Genomic DNA, 20,139 nt, shown 5'->3' with positions numbered 1-20,139 from the left:
GTAAATATGAAATTAATAGATAATCTTTTACCTCTTGCTTCAGGATATTTTGGGGTTGCTTCAGCACTATATGAACTTGGAGGATTGATGATTACATACGGTCCGGCAGGAGGTGCATGGCATATAAATATCGGAGATGAATACAGATGGTATAGAAATAAAACAAAATTAGTAGGTGCGGGACTTTTAGAAATGGATGCAGTATTCGGAAATGATGCTAAATTTATCGATAGAATTATAAATGTTGCAAAAAACTTAAAACCGAAATTTTTAGTATTAATGGGCACCCCTGTTTCCGCAATTATAGGAACTGATTTAAACGGTTTATCTGAAACTATTCAAAAAGAATTAAATATCCCTCTTTTTTATATTAATACAAAAGGAACTGAAACATATAGTGAAGGCGCTTCAAGAGCTTTTTTAGAATTGGCTAAAACTGTTTTAAAACCTCAAAAAAAAGAGGAAAAAACTGTAAACATTCTCGGGGCTGTACATCTCGATATAGGGCATCATACGCATTTAAATCCATTAATTAATTTACTGAAAAATTTAAATTATAAAATCATCAGTATCTGGGGAATGGAAAAAAATTTTGAAAACTTAATTGAAAGTTCAAAAGCAGCTCTGAATATTGTAATTACTTCAAGCGGATTAAAATTAGCTGAATATATGCATAAGAATTTTGATATCCCATATATTGTAGGTTTTCCTGTGGGAGAAACAATAAAAAATTTAATTAATAAAAAATCTGTAAATAATAAAAAAGTATTGATAATTCACGAGCCAATTATAGCTTTGAGTATAAAAGAATATTTTGAAAAAAATTTAGGTATTGAAGCATTTGCCGCTTCCCCAATAAAAAATGATTTATTGAATAATAACTGCTGTTTTTTTGAAAATAAAAATTTCAGTTTCACAGAAACTGAAGAGGGTTTTAAAAAGTTTAATGATGAATTTTATTATATAATTGCTGATCCAATTTATCAAAAATTTATAAAATCTAAAAAATTTATCCCATTACCCCATTTAGCATTAAGCGGGAGACTTTATATGAATTTAAATTATGATTTTATTGGAAAAGAAGGAGAGATATATTTTAAAAAATTTTTGTGAAAATTATAAAAGTTTAATATTATTTTGTATTTTGTGAAAAAAAATTTAATTATTATAATTTATTTGTAAAATTCTAAAATCTTGGCGTCCCCGGCGCGATTCGAACGCACGGCCTCCACCTCCGCAGGGTGGCGCTCTATCCGGCTGAGCTACGGGGACAGGAATGAAATTATATCAAATTTATCTGGAAATTATAACAGCGGCGATGGCGAATCCTCCGTCATGGGAAATTGAAAGGTCGGCATTTTTTAAATTAAATTTTTTAATTGTTTTTTCTGAAAAATAGGGCTTATTTTTTGAATTTTTTAGAATAATAATATCCTTGAAATTACACTCTTTTCCAATACCCGTTCCAATAGCCTTTGAAAATGCTTCTTTGGCCGCATATGCCCCCGCAACGGAAGAGGGGGTTAAAAAAAATTTCTGTTCTTCTTCATTTAAAAATTTATCTTTTGCTTTTTTACCGAATTTATCAATCATATTTTCAATTCTTGAAATTACTACAATATCTATGCCTATCACTGAATAACAAACTCCGTAAAATAAACATGCCTGATTTCGCCTGTTGTAAGCATTTCATTCAGCTTTCTTTTAATTTCCTCTTTTAATTTTTCTTTTCCTTTTGCCGTTTGAATTTCTTCTACTGTTTTACTGGAAAGAATATTTATTATGGTGTCTCTTACAGCGGGCAGTTTTTTATCAATTTCGTTTTGAAGATCCGGTGAATCCAGTTCCAGGGAAACCTTGCATTTTAAATATCTGTCTGCATTGTTGCTTACTAAATTTACTATAAACTGATCAAGCGGATAAATCGGACCAATTTGAGCCATGTCACTGACTTTCTTTTTTACCGTTTTTTCTTGTGTCTGCGGATTTGTGTTTTGCTCAGATGTGTTTGTAAGTAAAAAATATGCAACCAATCCACCTATAATCAATAATATCAGCAATAATGCAATAATAATAATTAATAATAATTTACTTCCGCTTTTTTCTTTTTTTTCTTCCCCAATTTCCTGATTTTCTTTTTCTTCCGCCATTTTATTCCTTTTTTGTTATAATTTTATCAAAAAAGGGCTTAATTGATAAACCGCTTCTTTTATAATATCGGGAAAAACACAATAAATTTTATCAATATATTGGGCGATTTTTTTATTTTCCAAATAAAAATATTTTTTCTTTTTTTTAAACCTCCGTACAGAATTAAAAATTTGTTAGATCAGATTACATTTATCGGTTACGGCTCAATCGGTGTTATCTTTTTAACCGGTTTTTTTACAGGTCTTGTTGAAGCTGTAAATTTATACGATGCATTTCATAAATTCGGGATAGATGATTTTATGGGTTATACGATATTTATATCTGTGATTAAAGAACTCGGTCCCGTATTCGCCGCATTAATGGTGGTTAGCAGGGGAATGAGCGCTTATGCAGCGGAACTTGGAAGTATGAGAGTAACCGAACAGATAGATGCGCTTGATGTAATGGCTGTGGATTCCAGACATTTCCTGATAGTTCCAAGAATTATTGCTACAATTATTTCACTTCCTTTATTGATTTTGTTTTTTGATGCGGTGGCTAATGTAGGGTCTTATTTGATTTCCATATATTCTCTTGATGTAAACGGTTATGCGTATCTGGATAAAATAAGACAGTTTGGAGAATTAAGTGATTTTAACGAAGGTATTACAAAGGGAATTGTATTTGGCTATTTGATAAGTGCAATTTCAACATATATAGGTTATCATACAAGAGGGGGTGCCAAAGGAGTGGGGATCAGTACCACAAGGGCTGTTGTTGTTTCTTCTGTTGTGGTATTTGCGGCTGATTATGTGATATCAGCCTTTTATTTAATTTTTTAATCTTTCATTCTTCTCATATATGCCGGAATATCAAGCTCATCCACATCAAGTTCTATTCCGCCGACTACTTTTTCTTTTCCCACCAACATTGTTTCAATATTTTTTTTGATATCTTCTTTATTTGCCGCATCATTTTTTTCAAAGCCTGTTGCGACAATAGTTACTTTTATTTCGTCAGGTGCCAATGAGTTATCTGTTGAAGTACCGAAAATTATATCGGCATCATCATGGGCTTTTTCTTCAATTATATTCATACCCTCATAAATTTCATCAAGAGAATAATCCTCATGCATAGTAAAATGAACAAGCACACCCATAGCCCCTTCAATTGAAATGTTGTCAAGTAAAGGAGATTCAATTGCTTTTTTTATGGAATTAAATGCGGCTGATTCACCTTTGTCCTCACCCACACCCATAAGGGCCAATCCCTGATGTGACATTACTGTTTTTAAATCGTTAAAGTCAACGTTTATGTCATTTTCACCATATGAAATTACCATATTTGAAATTCCATGAACAGCTTTAAACAATACATCGTCCACAAGAGAGAATGCTTCTCTTCTTCCTACCTTTCTGTCTATTATTGTTAAAAGTTTGTCATTGGGTATTACAACTATTGAATTTGCCTCTTTTTTAAGCTCATTTGTACCGATTTCAGCCAATTTACCTCTTCTGCTGCCTTCAAATCTGAAAGGTTTGGTAACGACTCCTACTGTTAAGGCGCCTAATTCCTTTGCCGCTTTAGCAATAATACTTGCCGCTCCTGTACCAGTTCCGCCTCCCATTCCTGCTGAAATAAATACTAAATCTGCTCCTTCAAGGCTTTCTTTTATTTCATCAAAACTCTCTTCGGCAGCTTTTGCCCCTATTTCAGGCCTCATTCCAGCACCCAGCCCGTTTGTAAGTTTTACACCAAGCTGTATTTTTTTATGGGCTTTACTTGTTTTTAAAGCCTGAATATCAGTATTGGCAGCTATTAATTCAACATCTTTTATCCCTTTGTTCACCATATAGTTTATCATATTGTTTCCACCGCCGCCGACACCGATTACTTTAATTTTTGGCCCGTCGATTTCTTCTTTTATTGTGAAAAGATTGGTAGTCGCATTTTCCATTTTTTCCCCTTTTAAAATAGATTATTTATCCAGTTGATAAATTTTTTGAACGGATTTGTTTTTTTGTTTACTTTTTTAACAATATCGGCTAATTCTTGTTTTTCATCTTTTTCATTTTTTTTGTTAAACAATTCTTCACTTTCTACTTTATTTGTTTTTTCGAGATCCAAGGAGTTGAAATTTTGATTTGAATCTTTTTCATATTTGTTATTTCCCCCGTTGGCATATAACAGCAGTCCGATAGCTGTGGAAAATTCAGGTGTTTTTAAATTTTTTACAAGACCTTCTATTTCTTTAGGATATCCTATTCTTACAGGCAAACCGTCAAAAAAGTTTGAAGCAATTTCTTTTACATTGTAAAAATTTGTAAAACCTCCGGTTAAAACAATACCTGTACCGATTTTGTCCTTGAGCTTCGAATCATCAATTTTTTTATTTAATAAAAGAAATGTTTCTTCCACCCTTGCGGAAATAACCTGGGTTATGGTTGAAATAGAGGCTTTTTGTTTTTCGTTTTCGTTTCCTATTACAGATATTTCTATTAAATCCTCCGAATTATTTACATAATCTTCAAAATCAAGTTTAATTTTTTCCGCATCTTTTAGTGTTGTATGAAGTGCGATGGATAAATCGTGGGTTATATGATGGCTTCCTATCGGAAGATAATCGGTGTAACTTAACGCCTTATTTACAAATACGGCTATATCACATGTTGCAGCCCCTATATCTATAACTCCCACACCCAGTTCTTTTTCGTCTTCTTTCAAAACTGCAAGAGAGCTTGCATAAGCGGAATTAACAATTTTATCAATTTTTAAACCGGCCAATTTAAATGTTTTTTTAAGATTATCAAGTCCGCTTTTTTGTGCTATTATAATATGAAGGGTTACTTCAAGCCTGCTTCCGCTCATTCCTATAGGATCTTCTATTTCACTTGAATCGTCCAATTTAAAATTATACGGAATAGCCTGAATAGGAACATAATCACTCGGAACAGCTGCATTTATCATTGCGCTGTTGATTGCCCTGTTAATTTCTTTTAATGTTACTTCTTTATTTGGAACATTGACTATGCCGTAACTTTTTATGCTTTTTGTGTATGCTCCGGATATAGATATTACAGCACTTGAAAGCTCTATGCCGGCAACTCTTTTTGCATCGTTTACCGCATTTTTAATTGCTTTACTGGCTTCTTCAATATTAGTGATAATACCTTTTTTTATACCGTTTGATTTAGATATTCCAACACCGCTGACGGTTAAATTACCGTTGTTTTCAGCTATTATTGCCGTTGTTTTAGAACTTCCCACATCTACAGCAAGTATCGCCAATTTAATTCCTTTATTTTACATAGCTTTTTATATGATATTTTTGCATTAATTCGTTAATTAAATCCTGAATAGCCTGAGTGTTAATCAGATTATCCGCGAATATTTTAACCTGTGCTTTGTTTTTTTCAAATTTAATTTTATCCAGCAACTTTTGTTCCAAAATTTTATAAACAACTGCTTTTTTAGGATTTTGGGACGGTATTAAAAAATATCCTTCAGGCTTTTTTGATAAAAAGAGATTAAATAAAAATTCTGTAGCTTCAGTAGGTTTTAAACCTTTTATTTTAACGGCATCGTATTTTGTAACATATCCTATATTCCTGCCTTTAAAGTTTTTAAGTCTGTTTTTAGCTGTTTGAAGAAGTGCTTTTTTTGTTTTTATGTTCAATAATTCTTTTAAAACATAAGCTCTTGCTTTTATATACGGCATAGGGGAGGGTTTTATTTCTTCTATTAATAAAGCGCTGATATAAAAACTATTTTTTATAAACGGTTTTAAATATCCTGTTTTAATAAGTTCCTGCATTTTTTGCGGGGGAATTAAATTATTATTTATGCCCAATGTGTATAATTTATAATTGTTTGCCCCTTCTTTAAGTTTTTTATAAGCCAATATAGCTTCTCTTTTGGATTTTTGGGCCAAAAGTGCCTGTTTGACCTGGCTTTTTGCTTTTTCAAACGGCAATATTTCACCTTTTTCGTTTTTAAAATCATTTTTGTTGTTTTTATAATAATCTTTTAATTCTTTTTCGCTGACTTCGCCGGTGATAGGCGTTTTGACTATTGCAATTTTATACATTGGGGGTGTTTTGTATTTGTCTTTGTTTTTTTTCCAAAAAGCTCTTAACTCATCTTCACTTATATCCACTTTTATATTATTTTTATTTATTATTTGTATTGAAATATTGTCTGCATTATAAAGTGCGCTTGCGAGTGTCAGCAGTTCTGTATCTGAAGGTTTTAAATGTAATGCACTCATAAGCTTTCGGATTAAAAGTTTTTTTCTCAAATTATTTTCAAATTCTTTTGCTTTCAATCCGTTAATTTGAAGATATTTTTTATAAGTGTTGGTGTTTTTGAAGGTATCAATTATCGCTTTTGCCACTTCTTCATCTGTTACATAAAGTCCCAGATTTTTTGCATACGCCCTCAGAATTCCCTGCTCAAGCGCCATTTTAAAAGCCTGCTGTTTCAGACCCAATTTTTCGGCTGTTGCATCATCAAGTTTTCCCCCAAGCTGTTTATTTAAATCCATAAAAAGATTATTGTAAATTTCCTGGACATCCTGAATGTTAACTTTGGTATTTCCGTTTATTTCCGCAACCGTAGAAGATTTTGAGCTTAAATTAAACTGTCCCCATCCTACAAATCCGGCCCCTATAAAAGCAATGGTGGCTATCCAGATGGTAATTACCAGCCATTTTCTGTGTGTCTGCATCCATTCAATCATTAACTGCCTTTTGTTTTTTGATATTATAATAAAAAAAAACATCCGAAAAAAGGGATTTTTAATGAAAAACAGAGAAATTATGAAAAAAGACTTAAAATACAACTGGCATCCGTGCACTCAAATGAAAGATCACGAATTTTTGCCGTTAATACCGATAAAAAAAGGTGAGGGTGTTTATTTGGAGGATTTCGAAGGAAACAGATATATTGACGCCATAAGCAGCTGGTGGGTTAATCTTTTTGGCCACAGCAATAATTATATTAACAAAAAAATTCAAAAACAGCTTGAAACGCTTGAACATGTAATTTTTGCAGGATTTACCCATCCCCAGGCCATAAGGCTCAGCGAAAGGCTTTGCAAACTGAGTGGGTTTGATAAGGTTTTTTATGCCGATAACGGAAGCTCTGCCGTGGAGGTTGCCATAAAAATGAGCTTTCATTACTGGAAAAACAGAGGTAAAACCAGACCTCTTTTTTTCTCTCTTGAGAATTCCTATCACGGTGAGACAATAGGAGCTTTAAGTGTGGGTGATGTGGGTCTTTACAAAGACACATATAAAGAAATTTTAATAAAAAACATGACTGTTCCGATTCCGAAAGACAAAAGCGAAGAGGAAACTAAAAAAGCTTTAGATAAAACCAGAATAATTTTTGAAAAATATCATAAAAAAGTAAGTGCATTAATAATAGAGCCTCTTATACAGTGTGCGGGTTATATGAAAATGCATTCTCCTTCTTTTGTAAAAGGGCTTAAAAAACTGTGTGAAGAATTTAATATTCATTTTATTGCCGATGAAATTGCCGTTGGGTTTGGTAGAAGCGGGAGCATGTTTGCCTGTGAGCAGGCCGGAATAAAGCCAGATTTTATGTGCTTAAGCAAGGGGCTTACAGGTGGCTATCTGCCTTTAAGCGTTGTACTTACTACAGATGAGATATACTCCGCATTTTACTGTGATTATAAAGAACTAAAAGCATTTTTACATTCGCATTCATATACTGCCAATGCCCTCGGGTGTGCGGCCGCCAATGCAACACTCGATATATTTGAGAACGGAAAGTGGATTGAAAGTAATGGAGAATGGGAACTTATAATGAAAAATGAAAAATGGAAAATGGAAAATGAGCTTTGCTCATCTGGCTACTTGAAGAGTTGCCATGATGAAAAATGGGAATTTGATGTTAAAAGTGAAAAGTGTAAAGTGAAAAATGAAAATTTGAGTATTTTAGAATACAATGAAATGATAAGCAAATATATATGGGATAGAATGCAGGAATTTAAAAAATTAAAAAATGTAAAAGAAATCCGTCAGACCGGGATGATTGGCGCAATAGAAATGATTGATTATCCATGGGAGAGGAGAATGGGCCTTAAAGTATATGAATACGGGTTAAAAAACGGAGTTTTACTTAGACCTCTTGGAAATGTAATATATTTTATGCCGCCTTATGTTATAAAAAAAGATGAAATCGATAAAATGATAGATATTGCTTTTGAAGGTATAAAAAATTTAGAGTAATATTATTATGTTAAAATAAGTCTTTGATATTATTTTTATAAACTTTAATTTTTAATATTAGTTTAATTTTAATATGGTATTAATAATTTTGTTCTATGAAAAAGAGGGGGCTTAAATTTTCAATGTATTTCAATATAAAATTATCTGAATATAGAATTATTGCCGAACACTTTTTTTTAATTACTGTTTTATTAATAAACGCTTTTGTTTTTACACAGAATAGAATTTCTTTTTTTATACAATTATCTGTTGTGTTTATTATTATAATTCATCATTTTATAGGCTTGAAATTCACTAAGCAACTTTCCGGTCTTGCCCATTATGATATGTTAACAATGTTGCCTAATAGGTATAAATTTATGTATGATGTGGAAAAATTGTTTTCCGTTGCTAAAAGAGAAAAATTATCATTCGCTTTAATTTTTTTTGATTTAGACGGTTTTAAAAATATTAATGACACTTTTGGGCATAAATATGGTGATGAAATATTAAAAAAAGTTGCTGATATTGTAAAACAGACCTTTTTACGATCAAACGATGCATACTGCAGATTGGGAGGGGATGAATTTCTGATTTTTACAATACCGTCTAATTTTGAAAATTTTGAAAAATTTTTAAATATTCTTTTAGAAAAAATCAATAATATTAAGATAAAAGATAATTTTAAAATAGGAGTAAGTATAGGAGCCGTTTATGTAAGGGAACCTGCAAAAAATTTAAAACTTGAAAATTTTATTAAAACTGCGGATAAAATTATGTACGAGGTCAAAAAAACAGGCAAAAACGGTTATCTGATTAAAATTATTTGATTACAATTATAAAATCTGCTTTGAAATCTCTTATATCACCTTTAATTACATTAACCATATGTTGCCTTTTTTATTATAATTATAGTCAAAAAAGGCTAATGTTGATAAATATAAAAGGAAGCTATTAAAAATTCTCTATTAAATCCTATAAAGCATTTTAAAATTAAATATTTACCTCTACTTATGGTCTATTTTGCATACGGAGCAAGCGGTATAAGCGGGGTTGCCGAGACCTTCTGGGTAAAAGAACAGCTGCATCTTTCAGCTGCCGCTTTAATTTCCCTTGGTGTTTGGCTAAGTGTCCCCTGGACTATAAAAATGGTTTTCGGGCAACTTGTAGACAGTATTCCGATATTCGGTTCACAAAGAAGAGCTTATGTGTATATAGGTGCTGGATTTATAGCAATGGGGACTATTTTGCTAATAGGACTTGCTGGAAATCATTCCTGGGCACAATTCAGCTCTAAAGACAATGTTTATATTATAGCTTCATTTTTAAGTGTTATAGGATTTGTCCTTCAGGATGTTGTGGCGGATACAATGAGCACCGAGGTTGTGGACAGAAACCAGCCTGAAGAAAAAGTGGAGGAAGAGCTCGCATATGTTCAGATTTTAGGAAGACTTGCAATATCTTTGGCTGCAGTTTTGGTGGCAGGCTTAAGCGGATGGATTGCCGAGATTCTTCCTTATGAAAAAGTGTTTGAAATTGCTCTTTTAATACCTTTAATTTCGGTTACAGGAGTTACATTGGTCAAACTTGATGTTGCAAAACCGAGTCCAATTAACTGTAAAATTTTGTGCGGAGGGCTCATTTTTGCGGTGTTTGTTGTTTTAATGGGATATGCTGAATATCAAAAATGGGATAATAAAATATTGGCTTTTCTTTTTAAACATTCCCAGGATATTATTTTTATTGTAAGTTTGGCTGTTATAAGTTATATGCTGAGTCTGGTTTTAAAAGATATAAATGAAATAAAAAGAAAATTTATTATAAAAACGGCAATTGTTATTTTTATTTACCGTGCAATGCCGAGTGTCGGTCCGGGGCTTCAGTGGTGGGAAATAGATGTATTGCATTTTAATAAAGCGTTTTTCGGTACACTTGCCCAAATAGGTGCAATACTTTCAATATTGGGAATGTGGCTTTTCAGCGATTTTATAGCAAAAAAACCTGCCCATTACACGCTTTTGTGGCTTACAATTGTAACCACCATACTGTTTTTACCTATAATCGGACTTTATTATGGAATTCCCCAAGCAATGGGATTGGCTCCAAAAACTGTTGCAATTATAGATACCGCTGTTGAATCTCCGTTTGATCAGCTTAGTATGATACCCCTTTTGACACTGATTGCAATACATGCACCCGAAGGGAAAAGGGCTACATGGTTTGCGCTTATGGCAAGTCTTATGAATTTAGCTTTAACGGCTGGGGGAATACTCACGAAGTATTTGAATCAAATTTTTATAATCAGCAGACAGATTGTCCAAAACGGGAAAATAATTGTTCCTCAGGATTATTCGCAGCTTGGAATTTTAATGATAATAGTAACAGTTTTAAATGTTACAATTCCTACAGTTACTATCTATTATTTGATGATTAGAAAATCATCCAAAATTAACTGAATTTTTGTATAATTTAAAAAATTAAGGAGGAGAAATGGCAATTTTAATGCTTATTATTATGAACCTTGCCGTTATGGCTTCAATATATTTAACAATATTTATCATAGAAGCTGTTTTTCACATCAGGTTAGACCCAGGAACTGTGAGCGGACTTGCAGTTTTGGCGGTAATTGTTGGATTTAGCGGCAGTATAATTTCACTAATGCTATCTAAATGGCTTGCAAAAATGAGTGCGGGTGTCAGGGTTATTGAAACTCCTTCAAATGAAGCTGAAAAGTGGCTTGTTGACACCGTTGCAAAACTTGCAGGGAACGCCGGTATTCCTATGCCGGAAGTCGGGATATTTGATGGTCCTCCGAATGCGTTTGCAACAGGCCCTTCTAAAAGCAATGCACTTGTAGCTGTTTCAACAAGCCTTTTTGATATGCTGGACACAAAAGAAATTGAAGGCGTATTAGCACATGAAATAAATCACATCAAAAACGGGGATATGATAACAATGACATTAGTCCAGGGTGTGTTGAATTCGATTGTGTTTTTTATTTCACGCCTGATAGCAAATATTGTTGCACCGAAAGATGAGGAAGGAAATGTAAATCCTTTTACATATATGGCAATTTCATTTGCACTTGAGATGGTTTTAAGCATATTTGCCACAATAATCGCCATGTGGTTTAGCAGATACAGGGAATATAAAGCCGATGCCGGGGCAGTAAAAATAGACGGGCCGGAGGGAATTTATTATGCCTTAGCAAAACTTGGAGAGATTCCAAAAGAAAAAATTGCGCTTCCTGCTGAAATGAAAGCATTTGGAATTGTGGGATTTATGGAATTATTTGCTTCTCATCCTCCAATTGAGAAAAGGCTTGAGAATATAAAAAGGGTGGCAAGGGAATTAGGATATAACGTATAATTTTTCTCTTGTTTACTTTCATTTACTTTCTATTTATTTTTTATTTACTTTAAAGGGTTATAATTTTTTTGCAAAAAAAATAAAAAGGAGTTTTCAATGAAAACAAAAAAACTAATTTCAGTGTTGGCAGTAGCTTTAATTACCTCATCAGCTTTTGCATTTGGACCTCAAAGTATGCAAAATCAAATGCAACCGATGCCTCCAAAGCATAATATAAAAGACGGTAAAAAACATAAAAGAGGCAATTCTGTTATAGCAATGGTTATGAAACTCGATTTATCAAAAGAGCAAAGAATGAAAATAAGAGATATTATAAAAAATGCAAGATGCAACAGTGAAAATGTAAGTGATGCATTTACAAAAACATCTTTTAATAAAAGCAAATTTATTCAGATTTTGGAAAACAGAAGAGAAAATGCCATAAAACGCCAGGCAGAACTTATTGAAAAAATTTATAACGTGTTAAACGATAATCAAAAAGAGCAGTTAAAACTGATGCTTGAAATGAGAAAATTAAAACAGTGCAGATTAAAATGATAAATGTTTTAATGATAGAAGATGACCCTGAATTTGCAGAATTTTTAGGGGAGCTTTTAGAAAAATACAATATTAAAATAACAAATTACCAAGACCCTTATATGGGCCTTGTTACTAATTTTTCAAATTATGATTTAGTGATTTTGGATTTGACTCTTCCCGGAATTGACGGTTTGGAAGTTTGTAAAGAAATAAGGAAAAAAAGCAATATTCCTATAATTATTTCAAGTGCAAGAAGCGATGTTGCCGATAAAGTTTTGGGGCTGGAGAGAGGGGCTGATTATTATCTTCCAAAACCGTACGACCCAAAAGAAATGTATGCTGTTATCATGAGTCTTTTAAGAAGAAACAAAAAGAAAGAAATTATTAAAAAAAGTTTGTTTGATTACGATGAAAAAAAACAGGTTAGAAATTTTAAAGATAAAATACTGAATTTAACATATGCGGAATATGAAGTATTACTCGTTTTAATTAAAAACAAAAACACCACACTCTCAAGAGAATATATCATTGAAAATTGTGAAACTTTAAACGACCTTTACGGTAAAAGCCTGGATGTAATTATCGGAAGACTTAGAAAAAAATTAAATGACAATGCAAAAAATCCCAAATATATCTTTTCAATAAGAGGTATGGGATACAGGCTTAGCGAATGAAAATTAATCTTTCTTTAGAAAATAAATTACGTATTTTTTTTATAATAATTTTAATTGTTATATCAACAGGCTTTTTTTTTATTCAAAAAGAGATAAAGCATAAAAACTATATAAAAACTATCAGGCAATATACACCTATAATAAGATATATACACAAGAATAGATTAAATTATAAAGAAAGTTTGGAATTATTGAATAGTATTGGATTTAAACAGGTAAAAAATTGTAGAAAATTTTTAAAAAAATATAATTTTAAAATTCACAGAAGAAATTTTAATCTCTTTTTTTATAAAGATAAAATTTATCTTTTTATTAGAACACCTTTTTTTGAAATTTGTGTACAAAAACCTTCTAATATACGAAAAACGGGTTATTTTTTATATGCGGTTTTTTTTATGTTTTTAATTATATTAATTTTTATATATTTTTTAATAATTAAAAATATAAGAGAAAAAGAGTTATTGCTTAATTCGCGCAATCTGTTTTTGAGAACAATAATGCATGAGCTTAAAACCCCTATTGCAAAAGGAAAAATAGTAAGTGAGTTGGTAAATGATGAAAAACAAAAAAAACGTTTAATTAAAATATTTGACAAATTAAATTATTTAATTAACGATTTTGCAAAAGCGGAACAGGTTATTTCAAAAAATTATCATTTAAATAAAACTACTTTTACATTAAAAGAGCTATCAGAAAAAGCTTTTTCTGTATATCTACTTGAAAAAAAAGAGATTGAAAATATAACAGTTTCAATAGATGAGAATACTAAAATAAAAGGAGATATAGAACTTTTGTCTTTGGCTTTAAAGAATCTTATTGATAACGGTTTAAAATATTCAAAAGACCATAAAATAATTATTAAACAGGTTAAAAACCGGCTATTGTTTATTTCAAAAGGGAATAGACTTCCAAAACCTTTAAAAAGTTATTTTAATCCCTTTCATAATGATATAAAAACGCATAATCACGGAATGGGGTTAGGGTTGTATATAGTTTTTTCAATTTTGAAGTTTCATAATATGAAATTAGATTACAGATATGAAGATGGACAAAATATTTTTATTATAGAGTTTTAGTTATGAATTAAAATATATTTTCATTCTTTTTTCATTTTCCCCATTATAATTCCTTAAAAAGGGAATATAATGGGGCTTAATAAAGAATGGTTTTTAGATATTAATTCTTTAGCGGGATATAATCATCTGTTAGATGAAATTATGATTTTAAGTGCTAAAACAACACCATTTATTTTTGCAATTATTTTAATTTATCTATGGTTTAGTAAAAGAAAAAATGAATCATTATTTGCTTTTTATTCCGCAATGATGGGACTTTTACTTAATCAAATAATTACTCTTATTTATTTTCATCCAAGACCTTTTATGGTTCATATAGGAACGCTGCTAATTCATCATAAGCCAGAAAACTCTTTTCCATCAGACCATGCAACACTAACTTTTTCAATTGCATTTATGCTTTTGATGTTCAAATCTACAAGAATTATAGGAATTTTTGCGTTTTTATTGGCTCTTCTTTGTGGAATTGCAAGGGTGTATGTTGGTGTTCACTGGCCTTTTGATATAATTGGAGGATTTTTCGTTGGATTAATTTCTGCAATAATAATTTATTCATTAAAAGAAAAATTGCAGAAATTAAATGACATTGCTATTTTTATATGGAATAAAATTTTAGGAGTTAAAAATTAAGAAAATAAAAAAGTTTTTAGAATATCTTTTTTTCTTTTTATGGTTTTTATTTGAAGAAGTAGTTGTAAATTCGGCAAAAAAGCTTCTTTTATTTATAAAAAATTTTCATTTTTATGAAAGAATAATGCGATTTATTGAAAACAGCAATGATTTGGTTTTGCTTTTTTCTTTTGTATTTATAGTAATTCTTGCTGAAACCTCGGCTACAATAGGTGTTTTTTTAGCTGCCAAGGGCTTTGTAATTACAGGAAGTCTGTTTTATATTTTAAAAATAATTATTTATATTCCGAGTGTTGATATTTTTAAAAGAAATAAAGACAGGCTTATGAAATATAAAATTATTCAGTTTGGATATTTTCTGTATGAAAAGATAGAAAAAAATCCTCTGTTTTTAGAATTAAAAGAAAAATTCAAACAGCTTAAAGAAAAAATTGCTTTTTTTATAAAACCTTATAAAGAAAAATTTAAAAGTTTTTGGAGGAAAATGTGGAAGCAATAGTTCATTTTTTAGTTACAACCATCGGAAATTGGGGATATATTGGAATTTTTATATTAATGTTTTTAGAGAGCTCTTTTTTTCCCTTTCCAAGTGAAGTTGTTATGATACCTGCCGGGTATCTGGCTTACAAGGGGGATATGAATCTGTTTTTGGTTATTATTTCAGGAGTTTTAGGCTCGCTCAGCGGAGCGTGGTTTAATTATTTATTGGCAAGTAAGTTTGGCAGAAAATTTTTAGAAAAATTCATAAGCAAAGAAAAACTAAATAAACTTGATTATTTTTTTGAAAAACACGGTCATATTTCCACTTTTTCCGGAAGACTGATACCGGGTGTGAGGCAGTATATTTCTTTTCCTGCAGGACTTGCTAATATGAACGGAATTATTTTTAGTTTTTTTACAGCACTAGGAAGTCTTATTTGGATTTTGGTTTTAGTGGGACTTGGATATTTTATAGGTCAAAACCAGGAGCTTATTCATAAATATTTAAGAGAAATCACTGCCATTACACTGGTAATATTAGCAGTAATTATTTTTATTTATTATAAATATCAAAAGGCTAAAAATGAAAATTCTTTTGGTTGAAGATGATGAAAAAATTGTTTCTTTTTTAAAAAGGGGGCTTGAAGAAGAAGGTAAAAAAGTAGATTTTGCCCTTGACGGGGAAGAAGGGGAATATTTGGCAGAAATTAATAATTATGATTTGATTATTATAGACTGGATGTTGCCTAAAATGTCAGGAATTGAAATAATTGAGCATTTGAGAAAAGAAAAAATAAATACCCCGATTTTAATGCTTACTGCTAAAGGTGAACTCAGTGATAAAATAAAAGGTTTTAAAAGCGGGGCAGATGATTATTTAACAAAGCCTTTTGAATTTGAAGAATTATTAGTCAGAATAGAAGCACTTATCAGAAGAAATTTAAAAACATATCAAAATATATTAAAAATTAAAGATTTGGAAATAGATTTAAATACTAAGGAAGTTAAAAAAGACAATAAAATTATTAAGCTTACCGCAAAAGAGTATGAACTTCTTTTATTTATGATAAAAAACAAAAATGCTTATATATCAAATGAAAAAATAAAAGATGAACTATGGAGAGAAAAAGAATATATTGATAATAATGTAATTGCCGTTACAATGTATCATCTTAGAAAAAAAGTAGGGGATATTATCAAAAATTACAGAGGTTTAGGATACAGGCTTGAAGTTTAATTCTTTAAAAATAAAAATACTGTTATGGTTTGGGGCAGTTTTAATTATTATTATTTTTATTTTCAGCTTTTTGGCTGTATATTTTTTTAATAAATCCATTAAAGAATCAATTAAAAACAGGCTTTATAAAGAAGCAGTTTATATTGAAAATCACTTAAAAAATTTTTCTTATAACGAAAAGCTTACAAATCTTGAAGTTTTAATTTATCAAAATAACAAAATTATTTTTAAAAGCAAAAATTTTGATAAAAATATTGATTTTAATAAAACTTTTCAAGTTATAGATGAGGGAGAAAAATTAAGAGCTGTTTTTGTCTATAAAAACGGTGAGGATAAAATTATTTTAATAAAAAAGAATATTATTGATAAAGTTGAAAATTTAGAAGATACACTTTTAGTATTAGACCCTCTTTTAATTATAATTCTTTTGTTTTTTGCAAATAAAATGATTAATAAAATATTAGAGCCCGTTGAAAAAACAACCGAACTTGCAAAAAAAATCACTATTCAAAATTTAAATGAAACTCTGCCTATACCTAAAAATTATACAGAACTTCAAAATTTAGCCCTTGCGTTCAATGAAATGATAAAAAGATTAAATGAAGGAGCTAAAAAAATAGAAAGGTTTAATTCCGACGTTTCACATGAACTTAAAACTCCTTTGACAATAATAAAAGGTGAAATTGATTTAGCTTTAAGAAAAGAAAGAAATATTGATTATTATAAAAATGCATTAAAAAAAATAAATAATGAAATTTCAAATTTGCAAAAAATAATAAATTCGTTACTTTTACTTACAAAAAATTTAAATAATCAAAATAATAAGTTAATAGAACTTGATGATGTGTTATTGCAGGTATTAGAAAGATTTGAGGGTAAATTAAAAGAGAAAAATTTAAAACTTCATATTGAAAATTTTGAAAAAGTGCTTTTTACGGGTGATAAAAATTTAATATATGTAGTTTTTTCAAACCTTATAGAAAATGCAATTAAATATACACCTGAAAATAAAAATATTTATGTATCTTTATACCAAGATTCAAACATTCATTTTATTGTTGAAGATGAAGGAATAGGCATAAAAAAAGAAGAAATTTCAAAAATAACAGATGAATTTTACAGAATTGAAAAAAGCAGAAACAAAAAAACAGAAGGTTTTGGACTCGGGCTTTCGATTGTCAAAAAAATTGTTGAATTTTATAACGGAAAAATTATTATCAGCTCTGAAGTAAATAAAGACACCAAAGTAGAGGTTGTTTTTTAAAATATAAAATTAAAATATCTTATTTATTAAAAAAAATAATTATTTAATTAAATTTAATTAATTTTACTAATTATTAAATTTTATATATTATTACAAAAAAAAGGATATGAAAATGAATTTAAAACCTTTACAAAATAAAGGCTTATCAGAAGTAATTAGAGACTTCACACCAAACTGGTTTACTCTTAATATGGGTACCGGTATTGCTTTTTTGACATTACATAATATAAATACAAATATATTTTACGGCCAAACACAAATTGGTATTGGATTTTGGATAGTCGATATTCTTTTCTTTTTACTGTTTTCATTTTTAATGATTGCCAGGATAATTTTATATCCTGAAGCTATTGCTCTTATGTTAAAGCACCCCGTTCAATCTATGTTTTTAGGAGCTATACCTATGGCATTAGTCCCAATATTAGAAGGATTTGCTATATTTGGTCCACCAATAATGGGTGATAAAGCTTTGGATATAGCATTATATTTATGGTGGATTGATGTTATTTTAGCAGTAGGTGTAGGATGGTTAGTGCCTTATTTAATGTTTACAGTTCAAAAAGAACATAAATTGGAAAATATGACAGCTGTATGGCTTTTACCAATTGTAGCTTCTGAAGTTACCGCATCTGCAGGTGGAATGTTGGCTCCATATTTTCCAAATTCTATGGGTGAGACTATGCTTATATTAAGTTACATTTTATGGACGTTTTCTGTGCCATTGGCATTTTCAATATTGGTGATTTTATTTTTAAGGCTTGCAACTCATAAACTTCCTGATAAAGCAATGGCTGTTACCAGCTGGCTGACGTTGGGACCATTAGGAACAGGTGCACTTGGATTGCTTTTGCTTGGAAACAGTGCTAAAAGTGCATTAGCTGGTACAGGCTTAGAAGGAATATCTTCATTTTTATACGATTTTGGATTAATTATGGGATTGTTAATATGGGGATATGCATTATGGTGGTTTTTTATGGCTTGGTTTATAACATTAAAGTTTTTCAAAGAAGGACTGCCTTTTAATATGGGATGGTGGGGATTTACTTTCCCGGTAGGAGTTTTTACAGCGTCAACTTTTCAACTTTGGAAAGAAACAGGCATAAATGCATTTGAATATTTCGGAATGCTTTTAAGCGTACAGTTAATGGTGTTTTGGTTAATTATATTTGTAAAAACTATAAAAGGAATGTGGAGCGGATATCTATTCCATGCTCCTTGTTTATCTCCTGAAACAGGATTGCCAAAAGAAGAAGAGGAGTGTAAAAAGTTTGAACAAAATAAAAAAAAATATACATAAAAAGGATAATACTATGAAACAAGAAAAATGGGTAATGCAATTATTGGAACCGAGTCATTATGTGCATTTATTCAATATGTTACATGCAAATATGGAAGAAGTTGATATTAAGGTTGTAGTTGTTGGCGGGGCAGTGTTACCTGCATTTGCACACGGGCATTTAAAAGAAAAAATTGAAGAATTTGCAGCTAAGGGAGTAGATTTTAATTTTTGTATAAACAGTATGCATTTACTCGGATTAGATAGTAAAGATTTGCCTGAAGGGACATCAATTGCAAGTGAAGGCGGACTACAAGCCATTAATGCTTATAGAAAAGCCGGTTATACTTATTTTGTAGTGGCATAAAATCAAGAAATCTTTATGACTGATATTATTTTAGCATTAATAGGAGGTTTAATCTCAGGAGTTGCTTTAGGTTTAACAGGTGGAGGAGGGTCTATAATTGCTGTTCCTTTACTTGTATATTTAGTAGGGGAAGATATTCATTTAGCCATTATTACTTCGCTTATAGCTGTAGGTATAACCTCTCTTATCGCTTCTTTTTCTTATATTAAAGAGTTTCTTGTAAATTTTAAAATAGCATTTTTAATGGCAACACCAGGAATTATCAGTATATATCTTGGTTCATTGGCAAATAAAGTTCTAAAAGGACCTGATCTTTTAATTAGTTTTGCAATATTAATGATTTTTATAGGTTTTAAAATGACCAAACCAAAAAATCAAAAGATAAATAAAAAAACAACAGGAATTGATTATAAAAAGATATTAATTCTTGGTTTTATAACCGGTTTTGCCAGTGGTTTTTTTGGTGTAGGAGGAGGATTTTTACTTGTACCGGCATTATATATGGGAGCTAATTTAAAAATAAAAGAAGCTATTGCAACTTCATTGTTTATTATATTTTTGTTTGGAGTTTTTGGATTATTAAGTTATTTAATTCAAGGCAGAGAAATTGATTATAATATAAGTGCAGTTTTTGCAATAGGAGGTGCTTTAGGCGGATTTATCGGTGCATATTTTGCTAAAAAAATCAATCAGAATAGATTGCGTTTTATTTTTGCAGTTTTTACAATTATTATGGGTATAGGAATTTTTATTGAGAATATTATAAAGCTAACAAACATCTAAGTTTTATTTAATGTTTTATAAAAAAATATTAATTTTACTTAATGATTTATTGTACAGAAGAAGATGTTTTTTAGTAAAGAAATACAGAAGTTCTTTATTAA

The 20,139-nt window shown here is 30.3% G+C and carries 22 protein-coding genes and 1 tRNA gene; 17 read left to right on the top strand and 6 right to left on the bottom strand.

All coding sequences use genetic code 11. The features are described from left to right. Nucleotides 1–6 precede the first annotated feature (6 nt). Nucleotides 7–1,113 carry a nitrogenase component 1 gene (locus DZ64_RS0100365; protein WP_024786729.1) on the top strand — a complete coding sequence of 369 codons (1,107 nt, stop codon included), beginning with the start codon at nt 7–9 and terminating at the stop codon, nt 1,111–1,113. Nucleotides 1,114–1,195: 82 nt separating this feature from the next. On the opposite strand, the gene DZ64_RS0100360 is transcribed toward DZ64_RS0100365, so the two are convergent. From DZ64_RS0100360 to fliL, 3 genes are all read right to left on the bottom strand, one after another. Beyond that, nucleotides 1,196–1,272, bottom strand: a tRNA-Arg gene (locus tag DZ64_RS0100360). Between the two features lie 21 nt (nt 1,273–1,293). Further along, a complete protein-coding gene (gene acpS, locus DZ64_RS0100355) occupies nt 1,294–1,635 on the bottom strand; it encodes a holo-ACP synthase (protein ID WP_024788986.1) in 342 nt (113 codons plus the stop codon). Beyond that, nucleotides 1,632–2,150, bottom strand: a complete 519-nt coding sequence (fliL, locus tag DZ64_RS0100350; RefSeq protein ID WP_024788985.1) for a flagellar basal body-associated protein FliL — start codon at nt 2,148–2,150, stop codon at nt 1,632–1,634. The genes acpS and fliL overlap by 4 nt, the downstream gene beginning before the upstream one ends. 171 nt (nt 2,151–2,321) lie before the next feature. Here fliL and DZ64_RS0100345 point away from each other — a divergent pair, with 171 nt between their 5' ends. Beyond that, nucleotides 2,322–2,972, top strand: a complete 651-nt coding sequence (locus tag DZ64_RS0100345; RefSeq protein WP_304412267.1) for an ABC transporter permease — start codon at nt 2,322–2,324, stop codon at nt 2,970–2,972. Here DZ64_RS0100345 and ftsZ read toward each other — a convergent pair. From ftsZ to DZ64_RS0100330, 3 genes are read right to left on the bottom strand one after another with little or no spacing between them, the layout of a single operon-like run. Then, the gene (ftsZ, locus tag DZ64_RS0100340; RefSeq protein WP_024788983.1) at nt 2,969–4,087 is read right to left on the bottom strand and encodes a cell division protein FtsZ; all 1,119 of its coding nucleotides are present in this window, start codon (nt 4,085–4,087) and stop codon (nt 2,969–2,971) included. The genes DZ64_RS0100345 and ftsZ overlap by 4 nt on opposite strands. Before the next feature lie 11 nt (nt 4,088–4,098). Further along, entirely contained in the window at nt 4,099–5,418 is a 1,320-nt protein-coding gene (gene ftsA / locus DZ64_RS0100335) for a cell division protein FtsA (RefSeq protein WP_024786725.1), read from the bottom strand. 10 nt (nt 5,419–5,428) lie between these two features. Beyond that, the gene (locus tag DZ64_RS0100330) at nt 5,429–6,868 is read right to left on the bottom strand and encodes a peptidylprolyl isomerase (RefSeq protein WP_024788982.1); all 1,440 of its coding nucleotides are present in this window, start codon (nt 6,866–6,868) and stop codon (nt 5,429–5,431) included. A gap of 61 nt (nt 6,869–6,929) precedes the next feature. Between DZ64_RS0100330 and bioA the strand changes: the two genes are divergently transcribed. From bioA to DZ64_RS0100255, 15 genes are all read left to right on the top strand, one after another. Further along, nucleotides 6,930–8,384, top strand: a complete 1,455-nt coding sequence (bioA, locus tag DZ64_RS0100325; protein WP_024788981.1) for an adenosylmethionine--8-amino-7-oxononanoate transaminase — start codon at nt 6,930–6,932, stop codon at nt 8,382–8,384. Nucleotides 8,385–8,479: 95 nt separating this feature from the next. Continuing rightward, nucleotides 8,480–9,193: a GGDEF domain-containing protein gene (locus tag DZ64_RS10325; RefSeq protein ID WP_051440273.1), complete on the top strand. Its 714-nt coding sequence runs from the start codon at nt 8,480–8,482 to the stop codon at nt 9,191–9,193. A gap of 183 nt (nt 9,194–9,376) precedes the next feature. After that, a complete protein-coding gene (locus DZ64_RS0100315) occupies nt 9,377–10,819 on the top strand; it encodes a hypothetical protein (protein WP_024788979.1) in 1,443 nt (480 codons plus the stop codon). A 34-nt stretch (nt 10,820–10,853) separates the two neighbouring features. Then, nucleotides 10,854–11,732, top strand: coding sequence for a protease HtpX (htpX, locus tag DZ64_RS0100310; RefSeq protein WP_024788978.1), 879 nt, complete (start codon nt 10,854–10,856; stop codon nt 11,730–11,732). Between the two features lie 96 nt (nt 11,733–11,828). Then, complete coding sequence (locus DZ64_RS10320; protein WP_024788977.1) at nt 11,829–12,269, top strand: Spy/CpxP family protein refolding chaperone; 441 nt, start codon at nt 11,829–11,831, stop codon at nt 12,267–12,269. Continuing rightward, nucleotides 12,266–12,925: a response regulator transcription factor gene (locus tag DZ64_RS0100300; RefSeq protein WP_024788976.1), complete on the top strand. Its 660-nt coding sequence runs from the start codon at nt 12,266–12,268 to the stop codon at nt 12,923–12,925. The genes DZ64_RS10320 and DZ64_RS0100300 overlap by 4 nt, the downstream gene beginning before the upstream one ends. Before the next feature lie 191 nt (nt 12,926–13,116). Further along, complete coding sequence (locus DZ64_RS12115) at nt 13,117–14,001, top strand: ArsS family sensor histidine kinase (RefSeq protein WP_162147516.1); 885 nt, start codon at nt 13,117–13,119, stop codon at nt 13,999–14,001. 69 nt (nt 14,002–14,070) lie between these two features. Further along, nucleotides 14,071–14,631 (top strand): undecaprenyl-diphosphatase, encoded by a 561-nt coding sequence (locus DZ64_RS0100290; RefSeq protein ID WP_024788974.1) that lies wholly within the window; start codon nt 14,071–14,073, stop codon nt 14,629–14,631. A 124-nt stretch (nt 14,632–14,755) separates the two neighbouring features. Further along, nucleotides 14,756–15,130, top strand: a complete 375-nt coding sequence (locus tag DZ64_RS0100285; protein ID WP_024786715.1) for a hypothetical protein — start codon at nt 14,756–14,758, stop codon at nt 15,128–15,130. After that, entirely contained in the window at nt 15,118–15,714 is a 597-nt protein-coding gene (locus DZ64_RS0100280) for a DedA family protein (protein ID WP_024786714.1), read from the top strand. The genes DZ64_RS0100285 and DZ64_RS0100280 overlap by 13 nt, the downstream gene beginning before the upstream one ends. Next, nucleotides 15,695–16,348 (top strand): response regulator transcription factor, encoded by a 654-nt coding sequence (locus tag DZ64_RS0100275; protein WP_024786713.1) that lies wholly within the window; start codon nt 15,695–15,697, stop codon nt 16,346–16,348. The genes DZ64_RS0100280 and DZ64_RS0100275 overlap by 20 nt, the downstream gene beginning before the upstream one ends. Then, nucleotides 16,338–17,612, top strand: a complete 1,275-nt coding sequence (locus DZ64_RS0100270) for a HAMP domain-containing sensor histidine kinase (protein ID WP_024788973.1) — start codon at nt 16,338–16,340, stop codon at nt 17,610–17,612. Before DZ64_RS0100275 ends, DZ64_RS0100270 begins: the two co-directional genes overlap by 11 nt. A gap of 106 nt (nt 17,613–17,718) precedes the next feature. Then, the gene (locus DZ64_RS0100265; protein ID WP_024786711.1) at nt 17,719–18,909 is read left to right on the top strand and encodes a TDT family transporter; all 1,191 of its coding nucleotides are present in this window, start codon (nt 17,719–17,721) and stop codon (nt 18,907–18,909) included. Nucleotides 18,910–18,922: 13 nt separating this feature from the next. Further along, on the top strand, nt 18,923–19,255 hold the full coding sequence (locus DZ64_RS0100260) for a DsrE family protein (protein ID WP_162147141.1): 333 nt from the start codon (nt 18,923–18,925) through the stop codon (nt 19,253–19,255). 15 nt (nt 19,256–19,270) lie between these two features. Further along, nucleotides 19,271–20,038 (top strand): sulfite exporter TauE/SafE family protein, encoded by a 768-nt coding sequence (locus DZ64_RS0100255; RefSeq protein ID WP_024788972.1) that lies wholly within the window; start codon nt 19,271–19,273, stop codon nt 20,036–20,038. Nucleotides 20,039–20,139 lie beyond the last annotated feature (101 nt).

The sequence above is a fragment of the Lebetimonas sp. JH292 genome (assembly GCF_000523275.1).
Lineage (GTDB): Bacteria > Campylobacterota > Campylobacteria > Campylobacterales > Nautiliaceae > Lebetimonas.
The sequence above is the reverse complement of the archived record's forward strand: the minus strand, read 5'-3'. Positions and strand labels throughout refer to the sequence as shown.

Coding starts and splice junctions, on each gene's coding strand:
- DZ64_RS0100255 (WP_024788972.1), top strand. CDS start 19,271: ATGACTGATATTATTTTAGCATTAATAGGAGGTTTAATCTCAGGAGTT.
- ftsZ (WP_024788983.1), bottom strand. CDS start 4,087: ATGGAAAATGCGACTACCAATCTTTTCACAATAAAAGAAGAAATCGAC.
- bioA (WP_024788981.1), top strand. CDS start 6,930: ATGAAAAACAGAGAAATTATGAAAAAAGACTTAAAATACAACTGGCAT.
- DZ64_RS0100275 (WP_024786713.1), top strand. CDS start 15,695: ATGAAAATTCTTTTGGTTGAAGATGATGAAAAAATTGTTTCTTTTTTA.
- DZ64_RS10325 (WP_051440273.1), top strand. CDS start 8,480: ATGAAAAAGAGGGGGCTTAAATTTTCAATGTATTTCAATATAAAATTA.
- DZ64_RS0100265 (WP_024786711.1), top strand. CDS start 17,719: ATGAAAATGAATTTAAAACCTTTACAAAATAAAGGCTTATCAGAAGTA.
- DZ64_RS0100315 (WP_024788979.1), top strand. CDS start 9,377: ATGGTCTATTTTGCATACGGAGCAAGCGGTATAAGCGGGGTTGCCGAG.
- fliL (WP_024788985.1), bottom strand. CDS start 2,150: ATGGCGGAAGAAAAAGAAAATCAGGAAATTGGGGAAGAAAAAAAAGAA.
- DZ64_RS0100285 (WP_024786715.1), top strand. CDS start 14,756: ATGCGATTTATTGAAAACAGCAATGATTTGGTTTTGCTTTTTTCTTTT.
- DZ64_RS10320 (WP_024788977.1), top strand. CDS start 11,829: ATGAAAACAAAAAAACTAATTTCAGTGTTGGCAGTAGCTTTAATTACC.
- DZ64_RS0100300 (WP_024788976.1), top strand. CDS start 12,266: ATGATAAATGTTTTAATGATAGAAGATGACCCTGAATTTGCAGAATTT.
- DZ64_RS0100365 (WP_024786729.1), top strand. CDS start 7: ATGAAATTAATAGATAATCTTTTACCTCTTGCTTCAGGATATTTTGGG.
- DZ64_RS0100330 (WP_024788982.1), bottom strand. CDS start 6,868: ATGATTGAATGGATGCAGACACACAGAAAATGGCTGGTAATTACCATC.
- DZ64_RS0100290 (WP_024788974.1), top strand. CDS start 14,071: ATGGGGCTTAATAAAGAATGGTTTTTAGATATTAATTCTTTAGCGGGA.
- htpX (WP_024788978.1), top strand. CDS start 10,854: ATGGCAATTTTAATGCTTATTATTATGAACCTTGCCGTTATGGCTTCA.
- DZ64_RS0100260 (WP_162147141.1), top strand. CDS start 18,923: ATGAAACAAGAAAAATGGGTAATGCAATTATTGGAACCGAGTCATTAT.